The 20,743-nt window shown below is 60.1% G+C and carries 14 protein-coding genes; 9 read left to right on the top strand and 5 right to left on the bottom strand.

Annotated features, from left to right (window positions below):
- Positions 1 to 234: 234 nt before the first annotated feature.
- From xdhA to guaD, 4 genes are all read left to right on the top strand, one after another.
- The gene (gene xdhA, locus AB4P91_RS23630; RefSeq protein WP_150594613.1) at positions 235 to 1,689 is read left to right on the top strand and encodes a xanthine dehydrogenase small subunit; all 1,455 of its coding nucleotides are present in this window, start codon (positions 235 to 237) and stop codon (positions 1,687 to 1,689) included.
- A complete protein-coding gene (gene xdhB, locus AB4P91_RS23635; protein WP_395603831.1) occupies positions 1,682 to 4,081 on the top strand; it encodes a xanthine dehydrogenase molybdopterin binding subunit in 2,400 nt (799 codons plus the stop codon). The genes xdhA and xdhB overlap by 8 nt, the downstream gene beginning before the upstream one ends.
- Positions 4,082 to 4,199: 118 nt before the next feature.
- On the top strand, positions 4,200 to 5,057 hold the full coding sequence (gene xdhC, locus AB4P91_RS23640; RefSeq protein ID WP_150594611.1) for a xanthine dehydrogenase accessory protein XdhC: 858 nt from the start codon (positions 4,200 to 4,202) through the stop codon (positions 5,055 to 5,057).
- 13 nt (positions 5,058 to 5,070) lie between these two features.
- The gene (gene guaD / locus AB4P91_RS23645) at positions 5,071 to 6,375 is read left to right on the top strand and encodes a guanine deaminase (protein WP_150597037.1); all 1,305 of its coding nucleotides are present in this window, start codon (positions 5,071 to 5,073) and stop codon (positions 6,373 to 6,375) included.
- A gap of 182 nt (positions 6,376 to 6,557) precedes the next feature.
- Here the strand turns inward: guaD and AB4P91_RS23650 are convergent, their stop codons facing one another.
- Positions 6,558 to 7,322: a GntR family transcriptional regulator gene (locus AB4P91_RS23650; RefSeq protein ID WP_150594610.1), complete on the bottom strand. Its 765-nt coding sequence runs from the start codon at positions 7,320 to 7,322 to the stop codon at positions 6,558 to 6,560.
- Positions 7,323 to 7,678: 356 nt separating this feature from the next.
- On the opposite strand from AB4P91_RS23650, the gene AB4P91_RS23655 reads away from it, so the two are divergent.
- Positions 7,679 to 8,869, top strand: a complete 1,191-nt coding sequence (locus tag AB4P91_RS23655) for a benzoate/H(+) symporter BenE family transporter (RefSeq protein WP_395603832.1) — start codon at positions 7,679 to 7,681, stop codon at positions 8,867 to 8,869.
- A gap of 351 nt (positions 8,870 to 9,220) precedes the next feature.
- Here AB4P91_RS23655 and AB4P91_RS23660 read toward each other — a convergent pair whose 3' ends face one another.
- The gene (locus AB4P91_RS23660; RefSeq protein ID WP_042558513.1) at positions 9,221 to 9,565 is read right to left on the bottom strand and encodes a YggL family protein; all 345 of its coding nucleotides are present in this window, start codon (positions 9,563 to 9,565) and stop codon (positions 9,221 to 9,223) included.
- Between the two features lie 234 nt (positions 9,566 to 9,799).
- Here AB4P91_RS23660 and dacB point away from each other — a divergent pair, with 234 nt between their 5' ends.
- Positions 9,800 to 11,260 carry a D-alanyl-D-alanine carboxypeptidase/D-alanyl-D-alanine-endopeptidase gene (gene dacB, locus AB4P91_RS23665; protein WP_210622361.1) on the top strand — a complete coding sequence of 487 codons (1,461 nt, stop codon included), beginning with the start codon at positions 9,800 to 9,802 and terminating at the stop codon, positions 11,258 to 11,260.
- 139 nt (positions 11,261 to 11,399) lie between these two features.
- On the opposite strand, the gene AB4P91_RS23670 is transcribed toward dacB, so the two are convergent.
- Both AB4P91_RS23670 and rlmKL read right to left on the bottom strand, forming a co-directional pair.
- A complete protein-coding gene (locus tag AB4P91_RS23670; RefSeq protein WP_395603833.1) occupies positions 11,400 to 13,784 on the bottom strand; it encodes a diguanylate cyclase in 2,385 nt (794 codons plus the stop codon).
- Positions 13,785 to 13,930: 146 nt separating this feature from the next.
- A complete protein-coding gene (rlmKL, locus tag AB4P91_RS23675; RefSeq protein WP_150594606.1) occupies positions 13,931 to 16,201 on the bottom strand; it encodes a bifunctional 23S rRNA (guanine(2069)-N(7))-methyltransferase RlmK/23S rRNA (guanine(2445)-N(2))-methyltransferase RlmL in 2,271 nt (756 codons plus the stop codon).
- A 531-nt stretch (positions 16,202 to 16,732) separates the two neighbouring features.
- Here rlmKL and rmf point away from each other — a divergent pair.
- Positions 16,733 to 16,948 (top strand): ribosome modulation factor, encoded by a 216-nt coding sequence (rmf, locus tag AB4P91_RS23680; RefSeq protein WP_003223300.1) that lies wholly within the window; start codon positions 16,733 to 16,735, stop codon positions 16,946 to 16,948.
- 176 nt (positions 16,949 to 17,124) lie between these two features.
- Here the strand turns inward: rmf and AB4P91_RS23685 are convergent, their stop codons facing one another.
- The gene (locus tag AB4P91_RS23685) at positions 17,125 to 18,144 is read right to left on the bottom strand and encodes a quinone-dependent dihydroorotate dehydrogenase (RefSeq protein WP_395603834.1); all 1,020 of its coding nucleotides are present in this window, start codon (positions 18,142 to 18,144) and stop codon (positions 17,125 to 17,127) included.
- Positions 18,145 to 18,379: 235 nt separating this feature from the next.
- Here AB4P91_RS23685 and AB4P91_RS23690 point away from each other — a divergent pair, with 235 nt between their 5' ends.
- Positions 18,380 to 19,591, top strand: a complete 1,212-nt coding sequence (locus AB4P91_RS23690) for a CmpA/NrtA family ABC transporter substrate-binding protein (RefSeq protein ID WP_395603835.1) — start codon at positions 18,380 to 18,382, stop codon at positions 19,589 to 19,591.
- A 15-nt stretch (positions 19,592 to 19,606) separates the two neighbouring features.
- Complete coding sequence (locus AB4P91_RS23695; RefSeq protein WP_042558507.1) at positions 19,607 to 20,182, top strand: ANTAR domain-containing response regulator; 576 nt, start codon at positions 19,607 to 19,609, stop codon at positions 20,180 to 20,182.
- Positions 20,183 to 20,743 lie beyond the last annotated feature (561 nt).

The raw sequence follows: 20,743 nt of genomic DNA on the forward strand, positions 1-20,743 counted from the left end.
GGCGCAGTGTAGCGCAAATGCAAGGTCATGGCGGAGTGCCCACTCAGCGGTTTTTGGCACGATTCCCGCAAAAAGGCAGGGGACTCGATGAGGGTCAATACTGAATAGACAGGTTGTTGATCGACGAAATGCATTTTCTTGACCTTTAAGTCAGAAAACCATTGACCGAAAAGTCAGAGCTGCTAAATTCGGCTCAAGTCGCTTAACAACAATAATGAGTCTGCGAGGCCTTCCGTGATCCAGTTTTTACTTAACCAGGAACTCCGTAGCGAGCACGCCCTGGACCCGAATCTGACTGTGCTCAATTACCTGCGTGAACACGTCGGCAAATCCGGCACCAAAGAAGGTTGCGCCAGCGGTGACTGCGGCGCCTGCACCGTCGTGGTCGGCGAGTTGCAGACGGATGACCACGGTCGCGAACATATTCGCTATCGCAGCCTCAACTCATGCCTGACGTTCGTGTCGTCCTTGCACGGCAAGCAATTGATCAGCGTTGAAGACCTCAAGCACAAAGGCGAACTGCACAGCGTGCAGAAGGCCATGGTCGAGTGCCACGGTTCGCAGTGCGGTTTCTGCACCCCCGGTTTCGTCATGTCGCTGTTCGCGCTGCAGAAGAACAGCGATGCGCCGGATAGCGCCAAGGCCCACGAAGCGCTGGCCGGCAACCTCTGCCGTTGCACCGGCTATCGGCCGATTCTGGCCGCTGCCGAGCAGTCGTGCTGCGCCAAGCAACCGGATCAGTTCGACGCCCGCGAAGCGGACACCATCGCCCGGCTCAAAGCCATTGCCCCCACCGATATCGGCGAACTCAACAGCGGCGACAAGCGCTGCCTGGTGCCGCTGACCGTCGCCGATCTGGCCGATCTCTACGATGCTTACCCACAAGCGCGCCTGCTGGCGGGCGGCACCGACCTGGCGCTGGAAGTCACCCAGTTCCACCGCACGCTGCCGGTGATGATCTATGTCGGCAACGTCGCCGAAATGAAGCGCATCGACAGTTTTGATGACCGCATCGAAATCGGCGCCGCCACCAGCCTTTCCGACTGCTACGAAGCGTTGAACGCCGAGTACCCGGATTTCGGCGAATTGCTGCACCGCTTCGCTTCCCTGCAAATCCGCAATCAGGGCACCCTCGGCGGCAACATCGGTAACGCCTCGCCGATTGGTGATTCGCCGCCCCTGCTGATCGCCCTCGGCGCGCAGATCGTGCTGTGCAAAGGCGAAACCCGGCGCACCCTGAACCTGGAAGACTACTTCATCGATTACCGCGTCACGGCGCGTCAGGAAAGCGAATTCATCGAGAAGATTATCGTCCCGCGTGCCAGCGCCGAGCAGTTGTTCCGCGCCTATAAAGTCTCGAAGCGTCTGGACGACGACATCTCTGCCGTCTGCGCCGCGTTCAATCTGCGCATCGAAAACGGTGTGATCAGCGATGCCCGCGTCGCGTTCGGCGGCATGGCCGCGATCCCCAAACGCGCCGCCGCTTGCGAAGCCGCGCTGATCGGCCAACCGTTCAACAACGCCGTGATCGAACGCGCCTGCGCTGCCCTGGCCGAAGACTTCACGCCGCTCTCGGACTTCCGCGCCAGCAAGGAATATCGCCTGCTCAGCGCGCAGAACCTGCTGCGCAAATACTTCATCGAACTGCAAACACCGCACATCGAGACTCGGGTGACCGCTTATGTCTAACCATCACGCCGTAGAGAAGACCCAGGCTGAACTGGCCGAATTGTTCGCCCAGGACCTGACCACCGGTGTCGGCCGCAGCGTCAAGCACGACAGCGCCGCCAAACATGTGTCCGGTGAAGCGCAGTACATCGATGATCGCCTGGAATTTCCGAATCAGCTGCACCTGTACGCACGCCTGTCGGACCGCGCCCACGCGAAGATCATCAGCATTGATACAAGCCCTTGCTATGCCTTCGAAGGCGTACGCATCGCCATCACCCACGAAGACGTCCCGGGCCTGAAAGACATCGGCCCGCTGATGCCGGGCGACCCGTTGCTGGCCATCGACGATGTGCAATTTGTCGGGCAACCGGTGCTCGCCGTGGCGGCGAAAGATCTGGAAACCGCACGCAAGGCAGCGATGGCCGCGATCATCGAATACGAAGACCTCGAACCGGTGCTGGATGTGGTCGAAGCGCTGCGCAAGCGCCACTTCGTCCTCGACAGCCACACCCACCAGCGTGGCGATTCGGTCTCCGCACTGGCGACGGCCGATCATCGCATTCAAGGCACGCTGCACATTGGCGGTCAGGAACATTTCTACCTGGAGACGCAAATCTCCTCGGTCATGCCCACCGAAGACGGCGGCATGATTGTGTACTGCTCGACACAGAACCCGACCGAAGTGCAGAAACTGGTCGCTGAAGTGCTCGACGTGTCGATGAACAAAATCGTCGTCGACATGCGTCGCATGGGCGGTGGTTTCGGTGGCAAGGAAACTCAGGCGGCAAGCCCGGCGTGCCTGTGCGCAGTGGTTGCACATCTCACCGGCCAGCCGACCAAGATGCGTCTGCCGCGCGTCGAAGACATGCTCATGACCGGCAAGCGTCACCCGTTCTATGTCGAGTACGATGTCGGCTTCGACAGCACCGGGCGCCTGCACGGGATCAACATGGACCTGGCCGGCAACTGCGGTTGCTCACCAGACTTGTCGGCGTCGATTGTCGATCGCGCCATGTTCCACTCGGACAACTCGTATTACCTGGGCGATGCGACCATCAACGGTCACCGCTGCAAGACCAACACCGCCTCGAACACCGCCTACCGGGGTTTCGGCGGCCCACAAGGGATGGTCGCGATCGAAGAAGTGATGGACGCGATTGCCCGTCATCTGAACCTCGACCCACTCGCGGTGCGCAAGGCCAACTACTACGGCAAGACCGAGCGCAACGTTACCCACTACTACCAGACCGTCGAGCACAACATGCTCGAGGAAATGACCGCCGAACTGGAAGAAAGCAGCCAGTATCACGAGCGCCGCGAAGCGATCCGTCGCTACAACGCCAACAGCCCGATCCTGAAAAAAGGCCTGGCGCTGACCCCGGTGAAATTCGGTATTTCCTTCACCGCGAGTTTCTTGAACCAGGCCGGTGCCTTGATCCACATCTACACCGACGGCAGCATCCACCTGAACCATGGCGGCACCGAAATGGGCCAGGGCCTGAACACCAAAGTCGCGCAGGTTGTGGCCGAAGTGTTCCAGGTCGAAATCGATCGCGTGCAGATCACCGCGACCAATACCGACAAGGTGCCTAACACCTCGCCGACCGCTGCTTCCAGCGGCGCCGACCTCAACGGCAAAGCCGCGCAGAATGCCGCCGAGATCATCAAGCAACGCTTGGTTGAGTTCGCCGCACGGCACTTCAAAGTCAGCGAGGAAGATGTCGAATTCCATAACGGTCATGTACGCGTTCGTGATCACATCCTGACCTTTGAAGCGCTGATCCAGCAGGCGTATTTCAATCAGGTGTCGCTGTCGAGCACAGGCTTCTACAAGACCCCGAAAATCTACTACGACCGCAGCCAGGCGCGTGGGCGTCCGTTCTACTACTTCGCCTTCGGCGCGGCGTGCTGCGAAGTGATCGTCGACACCCTGACCGGCGAATACAAGATGCTGCGTACCGACATTCTCCACGACGTCGGCGCCTCGCTGAACCCGTCCATCGACATCGGTCAGGTTGAAGGTGGTTTCGTCCAGGGCATGGGCTGGCTGACCATGGAAGAGCTGGTCTGGAACAACAAGGGCAAGCTGATGACCAACGGCCCGGCCAGTTACAAGATCCCGGCGGTGGCGGACATGCCGCTGGATCTGCGAGTGAAACTGGTGGAAAACCGCAAGAACCCGGAAGACACCGTGTTCCACTCCAAGGCCGTTGGTGAGCCGCCATTCATGCTCGGTATTGCCGCGTGGTGTGCAATCAAGGACGCCGTGGCGAGCCTTGGTGACTACAAGCATCAACCGCAGATCGATGCCCCGGCGACCCCGGAGCGGGTGTTGTGGGGCTGTGAGCAGATGCGGCAGTTGAAAGCGGTGAAGGCCGTCGAAGCTGAAACCGAGCTGGCTCCGCTTTAAGACCGAGGCGCGGCCATTCGCGAGCAAGCTCGCTCCCACATATGTAAAGCATTGTCCTGTGGGAGCGAGCTTGCTCGCGAAGAGGCCGGAACAGACAACGATGTTGTAGGGGTGAACTATGTACAACTGGATCGACGCCCTCGCCGACCTGCAGAACCAGGGTGAGCCCTGTGTGCTGGTGACGATCATCGAAGAGCTCGGCTCGACGCCACGCAATGCCGGCTCGAAAATGGTCGTCAGCGCCCGCCAGATCTTCGACACCATCGGTGGCGGGCACCTGGAATACAAAGCCATGCAGATCGCTCGCGAGATGCTCGCCAGCGGCAAGCAGGACACTCATCTGGAGCGCTTCAGCCTCGGTGCCAGTCTGGGCCAGTGCTGCGGCGGCGCCACGGTGTTGCTGTTCGAACCGATGGGCCAGGTGCAAGCGCAGATCGCCGTGTTCGGTGCCGGCCACGTTGGTCGCGCCCTGGTGCCGCTGCTCGCCAGCCTGCCCTGCCGGGTGCGCTGGATCGATTCCCGGGAAGAAGAATTCCCCGCGCAGATTCCCCACGGCGTCCGTAAAATCGTCGCCGAAGAGCCTGTGGATGAAATCGATGACCTGCCCGCCGGCAGCTATTGCATCGTCATGACTCATAATCATCAGCTGGATCTGGAACTCACCGCCGCGATCCTCAAGCGCAACGATTTCACCTGGTTCGGCCTGATCGGCTCGAAGACCAAACGCGCCAAGTTCGAACACCGTCTGCGTGACCGCGGCTTCGACGCCAGCGTCGTGCAACGCATGCGCTGCCCGATGGGTATTGGCGAAGTCAAAGGCAAGTTGCCTGTGGAAATCGCCATCTCCATCGCCGGCGAAATCATCGCCACCTATAACGCCAATTTCGGCCAGCACACCGCCAGCGCCGAACCGATTGCCAAACTGCTGCCCCTTTCGCGCCGCAGTCAGGCCACCAAACTCAAAGCCTCAAATTGATTAGAGAACCCTCATGCCTCTGACTCGCAAAGCCTACCGCGCCGCCATCCTGCACAGCATTGCCGACCCTGCCGAAGTCGGCATCGAAGCCTCCTACGAATATTTCGAGGACGGCCTGCTGGTGGTCGATGGCGGCAAGATCAGCGCCGTCGGCCACGCCAGCGACTTGCTGCCGACGCTGCCGGCAGACATCGAAATCAACCATTATCAAGATGCCCTGATCACTCCGGGCTTTATCGACACCCACATCCACCTGCCACAAACCGGCATGGTCGGCGCCTACGGCGAACAACTGCTCGACTGGCTCAACACTTACACCTTCCCTTGCGAAAGTCAGTTCGGCGACAAGGCGCACGCCGATGAAGTGGCTGATATTTTCGTCAAGGAACTGCTGCGCAACGGCACCACCACGGCGCTGGTGTTCGGCAGCGTTCATCCGCAGTCGGTGAACTCGTTCTTTGAAGCGGCCGAGAAACTCGATCTGCGGATGATCGCCGGTAAAGTGATGATGGACCGCAACGCGCCGGACTACCTGACCGACACCGCCGAATCCAGCTACGTCGAGAGCAAGGCGCTGATCGAGCGCTGGCACGGCAAGGGTCGCCTGCACTATGCGGTCACCCCGCGTTTCGCGCCGACCAGCACCCCGGAGCAACTGACCCTCGCCGGGCAATTGCTGAATGAATACCCGGATCTGTACATGCAGACCCACATCAGCGAGAACCTCAAGGAAATCGAGTGGGTCAAGGAACTGTTCCCGGAGCGCAAGGGCTACCTGGACGTTTACGATCACTACCAGCTGCTCGGCGAGCGCTCGGTATTCGCCCACGGCGTGCACCTGTGCGACGACGAATGTGCGCGACTGGCGCAAACCGGCTCCGCCGTTTCGTTCTGCCCGACGTCGAACCTCTTCCTGGGCAGCGGCTTGTTCAATCTGCCGATGGCCGAAAAGCACAAGTTGAACGTGGGTCTGGGCACTGACGTGGGTGGCGGCACCAGTTTCTCGTTGCTGCAAACGTTGAACGAAGCTTACAAAGTGATGCAGTTGCAGGGTGCGCGCTTGAGTCCGTTCAAGTCGTTGTATCTGGCGACCCTGGGTGGCGCGCGGGCGCTGCGTCTGGAAGACAAGATCGGCAACCTGCAACCGGGCAGCGACGCTGACTTCCTGGTGCTGGATTACAACGCCACGCCGTTGCTGAGCTATCGCTTGAAACAGGCGAATAACATTGCCGAGACCTTGTTTGTGTTGATGACGCTGGGCGATGACCGGACCGTGCAGCAGACTTATGCGGCGGGTGCGCTGGTGCATCAGCGCTAAGTTTTCACAGGCAAAAAAAATCCCCCGGTGGTGTTCAGCCCCGGGGGATTTTTTGTTGCCTGTCAGATTGCATCGCTGGCAAGCCAGCTCCCTCAGGTTTCTCGGTGAATCGCAGATTTGCTAACCCCACAAAATCCTGTGGGAGCTGGTTTGCCAGCGATTAGGATCGACTCGGTATCAGCTCAAAGCTTGGCCGCAGGACGCCCCGGCTTCCTGGTCTGCAACAAATGCGAGAACACCGCATGCAGATCATCCGACGCGCCTTCCTCATCGAGGTTGAGCTTGCTGTCGATGTGATCCATGTGATGCATCATCAGATCCACCGCCAACTCACCGTTTCGCGCTTCAATGGCGTCGATCAGTTGGGTGTGTTCGTCGTAAGAACAGTGCGAGCGGTTACCGCTTTCATATTGGGCAATGATCAGCGAGGTCTGCGAGACCAGGCTGCGCTGGAAGCTGACCAGCGGTGCGTTTTTCGCCGCTTCCGCCAGTTTCAGATGGAACTCGCCCGACAGACGAATACCGGCGCCGCGATCACCGCGCGAGAAGCTGTCGCGCTCGTCGTTGACCATTTGGCGCAATTCGGCGATCTGTTCGGCGGTGGCGTGCAACACGGCCAGTTCAGTGATCGCGCGTTCGACCAGACGGCGAGCCATGAACACCTGACGCGCTTCTTCCACGCTCGGGCTGGCCACGACGGCGCCACGGTTCGGCCGCAACAGCACCACACCTTCATGGGCCAGACGCGACAGCGCGCGGCGAATGATGGTGCGACTGACCCCAAAGATTTCCCCCAGCGCTTCTTCGCTCAACTTGGTGCCGGGCGCCAGACGCTGTTCGAGGATGGCCTCGAAGATGTGCGCGTAGACAATATCGTCCTGGGTTCCGCTGCGGCCGGCTTTGCCTGCTCGCGGTTGTTTCTTGAGGGGTTGCAACTGTTCGTTCATGGGCACTCGAGTCGGGAGAACTGCGGCGAATAGACCGTGACTGTAATACGGCACAGTAGGTCGCTGGCAAGTATCGCGTAAAAAACAGCGCGATTGTACACAATGGATGGTGGCAACACGACTGTATGGCTGTTTGTGACCACGGCTGTATTGCAACGGTTCGTTACGATTGAGTTTAGGCTTGATAGCAGAATCCGCCTTTGACGCTCAATCCCCTGTGGGAGCGAGCTTGCTCGCGAAGGTGGTGTGTCAGCAAGCAGATGTCGCCTGATATACCGTCTTCGCGAGCAAGCTCGCTCCCACAATGGTTCATTGGTGTGACGGACATCTTCATTTGTATAAGGAACACCGCTGTCATGAATGACATCACCCGCACCCGACTGCGCCCCATCGCGGACACATCGCCCTCGGCCATCGTCGCCGGTTTCATTGCGATGATGACCGGTTACACCAGCTCCCTGGTCCTGATGTTCCAGGCCGGGCAAGCGGCGGGCCTGACCAGCGGGCAGATTTCTTCGTGGATCTGGGCAATTTCGATTGGCATGGCGGTGTGCTCGATCGGCCTGTCGCTGCGCTATCGCACGCCCATCACCATTGCCTGGTCGACACCCGGCGCGGCGTTGTTGATCACCAGTCTTGGCGGCGTGAGTTACGGCGAAGCCATCGGCGCCTACATCACCTGCGCGGTGCTGGTGACGATCTGCGGGCTGACCGGTAGTTTCGAACGGCTGATGAAGAAGATCCCGGCATCGCTGGCGGCAGCCTTGCTGGCGGGGATTCTGTTCAAGATCGGCAGCGAAATCTTTGTCGCCGCGCAACACCGCACCGGTCTGGTATTGGGCATGTTCTTCACCTATTTATTGGTCAAACGCCTGTCGCCCCGCTATGCGGTGCTCGCCGCACTGCTGATCGGCACCGCGCTGTCGGGCTTCATGGGACTGCTGGACTTCAGCGGTTTTCATCTGGAGGTGGCAACGCCGGTGTGGACTACGCCGCACTTTTCGCTGGCGGCCACCATCAGCATCGGCATTCCGCTGTTCGTCGTGGCCATGACTTCGCAGAACATGCCCGGCATTGCCGTGCTGCGCGCCGACGGCTACACCGTCCCGGCCTCGCCGCTGATCACCACGACCGGCATCGCTTCGTTGTTACTGGCGCCGTTCGGTTCACACGGCATCAACCTCGCCGCCATCAGCGCGGCAATCTGCACCGGGCCGCATGCCCACGAAGATCGCAACAAACGCTACACCGCCGCAGTGTGGTGCGGGATTTTCTACGGGATCGCCGGGGTGTTCGGCGCAACGTTGGCGGCGCTGTTTGCCGCGCTGCCGAAGGAACTGGTGCTGTCAATTGCGGCGCTTGCGCTGTTTGGTTCGATCATCAATGGCTTGAGCATCGCAATGACTGAAGTGACGGAACGCGAAGCGGCGCTGATCACGTTTATGGTGACGGCGTCGGGGTTGACGCTGTTTTCCATCGGTTCGGCGTTTTGGGGGATTGTTGCGGGGGTTGTGACGCTGGTGATTTTGAATTGGGGTAAAGCGTAAGATCAAAAGCCCCTCACCCTAGCCCTCTCCCGGAGGGAGAGGGAACTGATCGGGTTGTTTGGCAAGGTGCGCCAACTTGGGATACCGAGCTGAATGCAAACCTTGAACACCCCACACATCGTCTCCCTTTCCCTCAATCCCGGAGGGAGAAGGAACTGACGGAGTGGTTTGCCGAATGCGCACCGACCTGGAATACCGAGCTGAATGCAGGTTTTCAACTATCCACCAATCGGCCCCCTCTCCCTCGGGAGAGGGCTGGGGTGAGGGGCCGCTCCACCGCAAATCCAAAGCCGAACACCCAAACGCCAGGCAAAAAAAACGGCGACCCTCAGGTCGCCGTTTTTTTCAGTATCACTTAGCCGCGTTGATCGGCTTTTCCGGATACCAAACGTCCAGCAGCGGGCTGACGGTTGCACCGGTCAGTTCGCTACGGGTTTTCAGCCAGGCTTCAACAGCAGCGCGCTGCTCTTCGTTGACCGAGCCACGCTTCTGCAGGCATACCAGACCGAAGTCGTCGCCGCCCACATAACCCAGACCATTGGCTTCCATGGCTTCTTTGATGAAGGCTTCGAGGAAAGCGTCAATGGCTTCTTCGGACAAGTCTTCTTTGAAGTCCAGGTTCAGCTCGAAACCCAGCTCTTGAAATTCATCAACGCACAGTTTTTTGCGCAGACGCTGGGAACGGTTAGTCGCCATTGGAACAATCCTCTTAAGTAATAACGGCCGGCACTTTACCAGTTTAAGGCGTCATTTGCCCGACTCTCTGGACACCGCGGCCGACCGCCTGTAAAAAAATCAGTGATTAGCCACCCCGGGGACGGCACAAGCAGTTACACCTTGGGGCATAATGCCGACACTTTCGTGACCACTGAGGGCTTTTTCATCCATGTCCTCGTTTTTCTCCCCCTCTTTTGCAGGGTTTTATTTCACATGATCAAATCGTTGCGTCCACTTTTTTTCGCCGGCCTATTTCTTCCTCTGGCCCTGCCTGCCTCTGCTGCCCCAATCAATACAGCCCTCACCCCCAACGTCGAAAAAGCCCTCAAGGCGAGCAAACTGCAGCCTAACGCCCTGTCGCTGGTAATGGTGCCGCTCGATGGCCCAGGCACAGCCACCGTGTTCAACGCCGATGTGTCGGTCAACCCGGCCTCGACCATGAAACTGGTGACCACCTACGCGGCGCTGGAAATGCTCGGCCCCAACCACCAGTGGAAAACCGAGTTCTACACCGATGGCACTCTGAGCGGCGGTATCCTCAACGGTAACCTCTATCTCAAGGGTGGCGGCGATCCGAAGCTGAACATGGAAAAACTCTGGCTGTTGATGCGCGATCTGCGCGCCAACGGCGTCACGCAGATCACCGGTGATCTGGTGCTGGACCGCAATTTCTTCGTGCAGCCACAGCTGCCGGAATTCAACGATGACGGCAATGACCAGAACAAGCCGTTTCTGGTCAAACCCGACTCGCTGCTGGTCAACCTCAAGGCCCTGCGCTTCGTCGCCCGCAATGACGGTGGCCGAGTGTTGATCTCGGTGGAACCGCCGATCGCCAGTATCCGCATCGAAAACACCGTTAAAGCACTCCCCTCCAAGCAATGCACCGGCGGTGTGCGCTACAACCCGGTGCCACAGCCCGATGGCAGCGTGACCGTGACGGTGGGCGGCCAGTTGGGTGAAGGTTGCAGCTCGCAGACGTACCTGTCGTTGCTCGACCACGCGACCTACACCGCGGGCGCCGTTCGTGCGATCTGGAAGGAGTTGGGTGGCAGCATTCAGGGCAGGGATCGTCTCGCGCCGACCCCGAGCAACGCCAAATTGCTGGCTCGCGCATTCTCGCCAGATCTGGCGGAAATCATCCGCGACATCAACAAATACAGTAACAACACCATGGCTCAGCAGCTGTTCCTGAGCCTGGGCCAGAGGTTCCGCAACGACGCCGACGGTGACGACGCCAGGGCAGCGCAGCGCGTAGTTCGTCAGTGGCTGGCGAAAAAAGGCATTACCGCACCGCACCTGGTGATGGAGAACGGTTCCGGCCTGTCCCGTGCCGAACGGGTCAGCGCCCGTGAGATGGCGAACATGCTGCAAGCCGCCTGGCACAGCCCGTATGCCGCCGAGTACATCAGCTCGTTGCCGATTGCCGGCACCGACGGCACCATGCGCAAACGCCTGAAGACCACCGCTATGCGCGGCGAAGCCCACGTCAAAACCGGCACCCTGAACACCGTGCGAGCCATCGCCGGTTTCAGCCGCGACGTCAACGGCAACACGTGGGCGGTGGTGGCGATCCTCAACGACAAAGCGCCGTTTGGTGCATCGTCGGTGCTGGATCAGGTGCTGCTGGATCTGTATCGCCAGCCGAAGCTGCCGCAGACGGCTTCCGTCTTGTAATCCAGTCCCGCCAACACCCTAAAACCCTATGGGAGCTGGCTTGCCAGCGATAGCGCAGGGTCAGTCACCAAGGATTCTGACTGAACTGACGCTCTCGCGAGCAAGCCCGGCTCCCACAGGGTTTGTGCTGTGTTCAATATCAATTCATCTGCCGCTCGACCCGGTCCCGCCCGCCCTGCTTCGCCGCGTACACCCCGTAGTCCGCGCGCAGCAACAGCGAATCAGCGCCCTCCCCCGGTCGCCAACTGGCGATACCGAAGCTTGCGGTCACCACGCCGACCACATCAACCGGCGCACTGCGCAACCCCTGCCACAATTCCACAGCGAGCATGTACGCGTGTTCGCCGTCGATGTCCGGGCAGAGCACCATGAATTCCTCGCCACCCAAGCGACAGAACACATCCGTGCGGCGCAAGCGATGGCCGATGCGCTCGCACACGGCTTGCAGCACCCGGTCGCCCACAGCATGCCCGTGCAGGTCGTTGATCCGTTTGAAATGGTCGATGTCGAGCATGATCACCGACAGTTCACCGCCACCGCGCTCGACCCGGGCCATTTCGGTGGTCAGGCGCTCCTGGAAATAGCGACGATTGTGAATACCGGTCAACGAATCAGTGATCGACAGCGCCCGAAGTTCCTCCTCCACGCGCTTCAAATCTGAAATGTCCGAGATATAGCCATGCCACAGCACGCCGCCGCCGGGCAGCTCCTCCGGCGTCGCCTCGCCACGCACCCAGCGCAGACCGCGTACGGGCAACTGCACGCGGTATTCCTCGCGCCATGGGCTGAGGCTATGCGCGGATGCCCGAATCGAGGCGCGCACGCGGATCACGTCCTGCGGATAGATACGGGAGAAAATGGCCTCTGCATCAAGCAGCAGCACATCCGGTTCGAGTTCGTAGATCTCGCGAATGCCGTCGCTGGCATAGATCACACTGAAGCGACCGTCGAATTCCATCTTGAACTGGTAAATGCCGCCGGGCACGTGAGCGCTAAGCTTTTTCAGCAGCACATCACGCGCCGCCAGCGCCTCGTGCACACGCTTGCGCTCAGTGATGTCGATGCAGATCGCCAGATGCCCGACCCACAGGCCCTGCTCATCCAGCACGGGGGTGGCGAGCATGTTCACCGGCAGGTGACTGCCGTCCTGGCAGATCAGCGTCCACTCGCGCGCCTCGTGCCCGCCGACTTCGCCGCCTTCGACCAGCATCGCGTGACAGGTCGGGATCGTCTTGCCGTAACGCGCACTCAATTCCGCCGCGCGGGCCATCAGCTCGCGCGGAAAATGCAGGTTCTCCAGGGTCATGCGGCCGACCACCTCATCGCTGCGGTAGCCAAGCATCTGTTCGGCGCCGGGGTTGAAAGTGCTGATCACCCCGCGCAGATCGGTGGCGATGATCGCCACCTGCGTTGCGGCATTCAGCACGCCGCGCAACTGGCCGTGCGTGCCGCGCAGTTCCTGTTCGCTGTCGTGCAACTCTTGCGTGCGCTGCTCGACCAGATGCAAGGCTCGCTGGCGCTGGCTGACCAGCACATATAACAACGCACTCAGCAGCAGACTGAGTAATCCACCGAGAATCAGCACACTCCCCACTGACGAGTGGTTGGCCTGCATGAAAGCGTCGCTCGGCAGGATATCCACCTGATAGTCGTGATCGGCCATACGTACCAGCCGCGTCGTGGCCAGAGCACTGGGTGCCGGATCGTTGGCCGATTCGTAGAGCACCTCGTGCTGCTCAGGGATCGACAGGTCGAGAATGCGCACCGAAAGGTAGTCATGGAGCGCGTCCGGCAAACCATCCGCCAGCAACTGACGCATGCTGATCACGGCCATCACATAGCCGAAAGGCTTTTGCTGCCCCTCTCGAATGACTGGCGCCACCAGCAAGACCCCGCGAGCATAAGCTGGCTCGACACTGACCAAATGCATCGGTTGCGAGACGACCAGGGTACGCAGCTCATCGGCGCGCTGCAGGACGTCGCGGCGCAGCGGCTGCGCGAGCAAATCGTAGCCCAGCGGCGAGCCCAGACGGCTTTGGGTCTGACTGTACAACACCGGCACGTATTCATCTCGGGGGGACGCCGGTTGCAATTCTCTCTGTTCATTGAGCTCGCGCATCGTAAACGTGCTCAGGCCTTCCTCACGCACGCGCTGCTCAAATTCGGCGCGTTCGGCAGCACTGACCCTGAGGGCAAACGAATAGGCCTGGGTGCGCAGTAACAAGGGTCGGGTGTAACCATCGAACTCGGCGCGAGACACCGATTGGGAATAGGTGAAGAAGCGGCGCAGGCCGTCGAGGCGTTGCTCCTGGTCCTGAAATCGCTCTTCGATGCGGCTGTAACGCTCATTGGCCAGCAACTGAAAGCGCTGACGCAGTTGTTGTTCAAACTGGCTGAACGTGGCCCAGGCAAGCAGCCCCGTGAGGATCCCGCCGGCGAGCAATACCAGCATCGCGACCAGCCAGGCCGAGACGTCTTCGCTGATGAAACCCAGAATCTTCGGACGCACGGGGTGCAACGACATAAGGGCAACTCACTACGCCAGCATTGCGGGGGAACCCCCATTGGCCATGAGTGAGTTTATAGCTATTAGCCATCAATTTGGCTAGCGTTGATCAGATCCAAGAGCCTTTAAAAATCAAGGCTCTGTGGATCCAATCCTTTGCAGCGTCAACGAGCCGTGATTTTCCATGCGCGGTGAATCTTGGCGTTACGCGCGAAATCCGGATCAATGGTCTGCGCGCTGATTTCCTCAATCGCGTAACGCTCGGCCAGGTTCTCTTCCAACTGGAACTTGCGGAAGTTGTTGGAGAAATACAACACGCCGCCCGGCGCCAGGCGGGCCATGGCCAGGTCGATCAACTGCACCTGATCACGCTGCACGTCGAAAATGCCTTCCATGCGCTTGGAGTTGGAGAAGGTCGGCGGATCGATGAAGATCAGGTCGTACTCTTCGCGGCAACTTTCCAGCCACGCCATCACGTCGCCCTGCTCCAGGCGGTTCTTGTCCGAGAAGCCGTTCAGCGACAGGTTGCGGCGCGCCCAGTCGAGGTAGGTCTTTGACAGGTCGACGCTGGTGGTGCTGCGCGCACCGCCCTTGGCCGCGTGCACGCTGGCAGTCGCGGTGTAGCAATACAGATTGAGGAAGCGCTTGCCGGCGGCTTCTTTCTGAATGCGCAGGCGCATCGCCCGGTGATCCAGGAACAGCCCGGTGTCGAGGTAGTCGGTGAGGTTGACCAGCAACTTGACGCCGCCCTCGGTCACTTCATTGAACTTGCCCTGCGCCGCCTGACGTTCGTACTGCTTGGTGCCACTCTGGCGCTCGCGGCGTTTGACCACCACGCGGCTCTTGTCGATGTTCAGCGCCTGCGGAATCGCTGCCAACGCATCGAACATGCGGATCGAAGCCTTTTGCGGGTCGATCGATTTCGGCGCGGCGTATTCCTGAACGTGCACCCAGTCGTGGTACAGGTCGATGGCCATCGCGTATTCCGGCATGTCCGCATCGTAAACGCGGTAGCAATCGATGCCTTCGCGCTTGACCCACTTGCCCAGTGCCTTGAGGTTTTTCTGCAGACGGTTGGCAAACATCTGCCCGCCTTCACTCAAGCGCGCTTGCTCGACCACCGGAGCCGGTGCAGGCTCAGGTTTGATCGGGTTGCCGTTCTTGTTGAACTTGCGTTCTTGCGGCTCGTCCGGCGTCTGGTCGTAAGCTGCTTGCTCACGCTCGACCTGACGCTGTTCCGGGGTGCGACGCTCGCCCGTGACGAACTGATCCGGAGTGACTTTGATCAGCAGCAGCTTGCACGGCAGTGCGCCGTTCCAGAACGAATACTGTTTGTGGCTGCGGATGCCCATGCGCTTGCCCAGATCCGGCGCACCGGTGAACACCGCGGCTTCCCAGTTCAGGCAGGCCTGACGCAGACGCTCGCCGAGGTTCTGGTAGAGATACAGCAGGCTGGCTTCGTCGCCCAGACGCTCGCCGTACGGTGGGTTGCAGATCACCAGACCTTTCTGGTTCTGATCCGGGCGCGGCTCGAACGTCGCCACTTCGCCCTGGTAGATCTTGATCCACTCACTCAGGCCGGCACGTTCAACGTTGTTGCGGCCCGGCTGGATCAAGCGCGGGTCAGCTTCGTAACCACGAATCCACAACGGCGGCTTGGCCAGACCGGCGGCCGCACGTTCGGTCGCCTCTTCGTGGAGCTTTTTCCACAGCGCCGGCACGTGGCCCAGCCATGCGGTGAAGCCCCACTGCTCACGACGCAGGTTCGGCGCCATGTCGGCGGCGATCATCCCCGCTTCGACCAGGAACGTACCGACACCGCACATCGGGTCAGCCAGCGCGCCGCCATCGGCAGCAATGCGCGGCCAGCCGGAACGGATCAGGATGGCTGCCGCGAGGTTTTCCTTCAGCGGCGCTGCACCTTGCTGCAAGCGGTAGCCGCGCTGGTGCAGGCTATGGCCGGAGAGGTCGAGGGAGAGAATCGCTTCGCCGCGATCCAGGCGCAGGTGAATGCGCAGGTCCGGGTTGAGCTTGTCGATCGACGGACGGTCGCCCTGCGGGGTACGCAGTTTGTCGACGATGGCGTCCTTGACCTTCAAGGCGCCGAAGTGGGTGTTGTCGATGCCCGAGCCGTGGCCGCTGAATTCAACAGCCAGGGTGCCATCGCTGAGCATGTGGTCCTGCCACTCGACGTCGAGCACGCCGTGGTACAGGTCTTCAGCGTCCTTCATCGGGAAGCGCTTGAGCACCAGCAACACACGGTTGGCCAGGCGCGACCAGAGGCACAGACGATAGGCGGTTTCCATGGTCGCCATGCCACGCACGGCGGAGGTGTGCTCGCGGGCTTCTTCAAGGCCAAGCCCGACGGCTTCCTCGATGAGCAGGCCTTCAAGACCTTTGGGGCACGTGAGGAAGAGTTCGAATTGGTCGGACATGGTATTTCCAGAGCCTTTGGCTATGTGAACCGGCAACGCATTGCCGATCCGGTTTTCAATCAGGCGCTTTTCTAAAAGAACGCCCGCGTGGCACGAAGGTGTGCCGTCCCATCCCTGCTGCTCGGGTTAAAAGAGCTTAGATGCAAGGACAGAGAAAAAAGTTGAAGCAACAAAATGACTCAAAGCAACCCTTCGTCGAATAGTACCCCAGTGCAATCGTGGGTCATTCTCACTAAAGGATTAAGCCCATCATGCAGCGCGGTGCCGATCATACCGGGGTTTGCTCAATAAACATTGAACAAATACGCAGTTACTTATTGCCATAGCATCCTATTCGTTACGTTCTTATGACAAATCGGTCATTCCATCGGTGTGACTCATTGGTTAGAACTGAGCACAGGTTGACGTCGCAACGGCGTCAACACCTTGGCTCGCCACGCCGGCAGCGAGCCGCCCCCGGCAGAGTTTTTCTGCCAGACCTCGGTTGAGGTCAACGCGACACATACAGTCAACAAGTGAGGGAAACACCCTATGAGAAGACTTAAGCGTGATCCGTTGGAAAGAGCATTTTTGCGCGGATATCAATATGGCGTTGGTGGTAAATCCCGTGAGCTTTGCCCATTTACTCTACCGTCGGTACGTCAAGCCTGGATCAACGGCTGGCGAGAAGGACGCGGCGACAACTGGGACGGTATGACCGGCACTGCGGGAATCCACAGACTCAACGAACTTCACGCCGTCGGCTGACACAGGGCATTTATTCCGACACGACAATCTGAATTTGCAACGCATTAAACACGCACGTCCCTCCCGGACGGCGGGCTACGGCCCAAGGGCTCCTTCGAGGAGCCCTTTTTTATGCCTGCAGTTTCTTGTGCCGAGACGAAACCTGTGGGAGCGAAATCACTGGTGTGTCGGTTTGATCAGCGCAATGCCGCGATCGCATCCACCGATTCACGAATCAGCGCCGGGCCCTTATAAATGAAGCCCGAGTAAATCTGCACCAGACTGGCACCCGCAGTGATCTTCTCAGCAGCATGCTTGCCTTCAGTGATGCCGCCCGCTGCGATGATCGGCAAACGTCCACCCAGCTCAGCCGCCAGCACTTTCACGGTGTGGGTGCTCTTGTCACGCACCGGCGCACCGGACAGGCCGCCCGCCTCGTCACCATGCACCATGCCTTCAACACCAACCCGGCTCAGCGTGGTGTTGGTGGCGATGACCGCGTCCATCCCGGTTTCGATCAGCGCTTGCGCGACCTGCGCGGTTTCTTCGTCGGTCATGTCCGGGGCAATCTTGATCGCCAGCGGCACATGCTTGCCATGACGCAGGGCCAGTTCGGCGCGGCGCGTGGCCAGGTCCGCCAGCAACTGCTTGAGCGAATCGCCGAACTGCAAGCTGCGCAGGCCCGGGGTGTTCGGCGAGCTGACGTTGACGGTGATGTAACTGGCGTGGGCGTAGACCTTCTCCAGGCAGATCAGGTAATCGTCAACCGCGCGTTCAACCGGGGTATCGAAATTCTTGCCGATGTTGATGCCCAGCACGCCCTTGTATTTGGCCGCTGCTACCCGCGTCAGCAAGTTATCCACACCCAGATTGTTGAAGCCCATGCGATTGATGATCGCCTCGGCGTCCGGCAGGCGGAAAATCCGTGGTTTCGGGTTGCCGGGCTGCGGACGCGGGGTCACGGTGCCGATTTCGACAAAACCGAAACCCAACTGCGCGAAGCCGTCGATGGCCGCGCCGTTCTTGTCCAGCCCCGCCGCCAGACCCACCGGATTGGGGTACTCCAGGCCCATGACCGTCACCGGCAACTTCGCTGGCGCCTTGCACAGCAGACCGTTGAGGCCCAAACGTCCACCCGCGCCGATCAGATCCAGCGACAGATCGTGGGAGGTTTCCGGGGAAAGTTTGAACAACAGCTGACGGGCCAGGGTGTACATGGGCGGCGATGACTCGGGCGGCGAAAAGAGGCGGCGATTATAGCCGGGCATCGCCCCCCCGCGCGAGGCGCACGCGCAAATCGACGCGACTGGCATATGCCTTGCACCCTGCTTGCCATCAGCCCGCACGCCAATGGCGGCGTACGGGCAAGGACAATGGCGTCGTCATGGGGTTTTGCCTGCGCAAAACCGGTGGCGGCGTTTTTTTTGAAGGCGGCTTTTGCAGGTGCATGCGATGAATGAACCCTCCATCGGGCCGCTGGCCTGGGTCAACGGCAGCGATGCTCCGGAAAAGACTGCGATCAACCTTGGTTTCATGGCCCTGAGCGATTGCGCCTCGGTGGTGGTGGCCGCCACTCAGGGTTTCGCTCAGCCTTATGGCCTGACCCTGAACCTCAAGCGTCAGACTTCATGGGCCAACCTGCGCGACAAACTGGTCAGCGGCGAACTCGATGCCGCCCACAGCCTGTACGGTTTGATCTACGCCGTGCATTTGGGCATCGGCGGCATCGTATCCACCGACATGGCCGTGTTGATGGGCCTCAACCAAAACGGTCAGAGCCTCAACCTCTCCCACGGCCTGCAAAGCCTCGGCGTGAGCAGTCCTGAAGCGCTGGATCGCCACGTGCACCAATCCCGCGCAAAATTGACCTTCGCCCAGACCTTCCCGACCGGCACGCACGCGATGTGGCTTTATTACTGGCTGGCGAGCCAAGGCATTCATCCGTTACAGGATGTCGACAGCGTGGTCGTGCCGCCGCCGCAAATGGTTGCGCACCTGCAAGCGGGACGAATCGACGGCTTTTGCGTCGGCGAACCGTGGGCCGCCAGCGCGGTGCAGCAGGATCTCGGCTTTACGCTGGCCACCAGCCAGACCATCTGGCCCGATCATCCGGAAAAAGTCCTCGGCTGCACCCGCGCCTTCGTCGAGCAATACCCGAACACCGCGCGCGCGCTGGTGATGGCGATCCTCGAAGCCAGCCGATTTATCGAAGAAAGCCAGGAGAATCGCCGCAGCACCGCACAACTGCTGAGCGCCCCGGAATATCTCGATACGCCGATTTCGTGCATCGAACCCCGCTTTCTCGGTGAGTACGCCGACGGCCTCGGCCATCGCTGGCAGGATCCCCACGCCTTGCGCTTTCACGGCAACGGCGAAGTCAATCTGCCGTATCTCTCCGACGGCATGTGGTTCATGACCCAGTTCCGCCGCTGGGGCTTGCTGCGCGAAGACCCGGATTACCTCGCCGTGGCGCGTCAGGTTCAGCAATTGGACCTCTATCGCGACGCAGCGACCGCTGTGGGCGTTGCCGCACGGGGCACGGACATGCGCAGCAGTCAGTTGCTCGACGGCAAAATCTGGGATGGCAGTGATCCGGCCGGTTACGCGCGCAGTTTCAAGCTGCACGCCCTGAGCGACGATGCTCCCCTTCTCGCCCGCCGCTGACAGGAGACCGCCAACATGCTGCGCATTCTGCTGATCAACGACACAGCGAAAAAAGTCGGACGCCTGAAAGCGGCGCTGACCGAGGCCGGTTTTGAGGTGATTGACGAGTCTGGCCTGACCATCGACCTGCCCGCACGCGTCGAAACCGTGCGCCCGGACGTCATCCTGATCGATACCGAGTCACCGAGCCGCGATGTCATGGAGCAAGTGGTGCTGGTCAGCCGCGACCAGCCACGCCCCATCGTGATGTTTACCGACGAGCATGACCCCGGCGTGATGCGTCAGGCGATAAAGTCCGGGGTCAGTGCCTACATCGTTGAAGGCATTCACGCACAACGTTTGCAGCCGATTCTCGATGTGGCCATGGCGCGGTTCGAGAGTGATCAGGCGTTGCGTGCGCAGTTGCACGCCCGCGATCAGCAACTGGCGGAGCGCAAACGCATCGAACTGGCCAAGGGGCTGTTGATGAAAATGAAGGACTGCAATGAGGAAGAGGCCTACACCCTGATGCGGCGCCAGGCCATGAGCCGCCAGCAGAAGCTGATTCAGGTGGCGGAGCAGATTATTGCGATGAGTGAATTGCTCGGCTGAAGTTTGTGGAGCCTGCGCGATTGAACATCAAAAGCCCCTCACCCTAGCCCTCTCCCAGAGGGAGAGGGGACTGACCGAGATGCCTGACGCTAAACATCGACCTGAAAGACCGAGTCGATTATGGATTCACAGCGGAAAATCACAGGTCGGTGTACTTCGCGGGCAACCCCCAATCAGTCCCCTCTCCCTCCGCGAGAGGGACTGACCGAGCTGCCTGACGCTAAACATCGACCTGAAAGACCGAGTCGATTATGGATTCACAGCGGAAAATCACAGGTCGGTGTACTTCGCGAGCATCCCCCAATTAGTCCCCTCTCCCTCTGGGAGAGGGACTGACCGAGATGCCTGACGCTAAACATCGACGTGAAAGACCGAGTCGATTATGGATTCACAGCGGAAAATCACAGCTCGGTGTACTTCGCGAGCATCCCCCAATCAGTCCCCTCTCCCTCCGGGAGAGGGTTAGGGTGAGGGGCTTTTGATTTTTTCGGCTGTTGGCACAAATCTCGCTACACATTCCACACAGGTAACCAACGGCGGTTGCCCCACCTACGACAAAGA

The organism is Pseudomonas sp. B21128, from assembly GCF_044218865.1.
Lineage (GTDB): Bacteria > Pseudomonadota > Gammaproteobacteria > Pseudomonadales > Pseudomonadaceae > Aquipseudomonas > Aquipseudomonas iridis.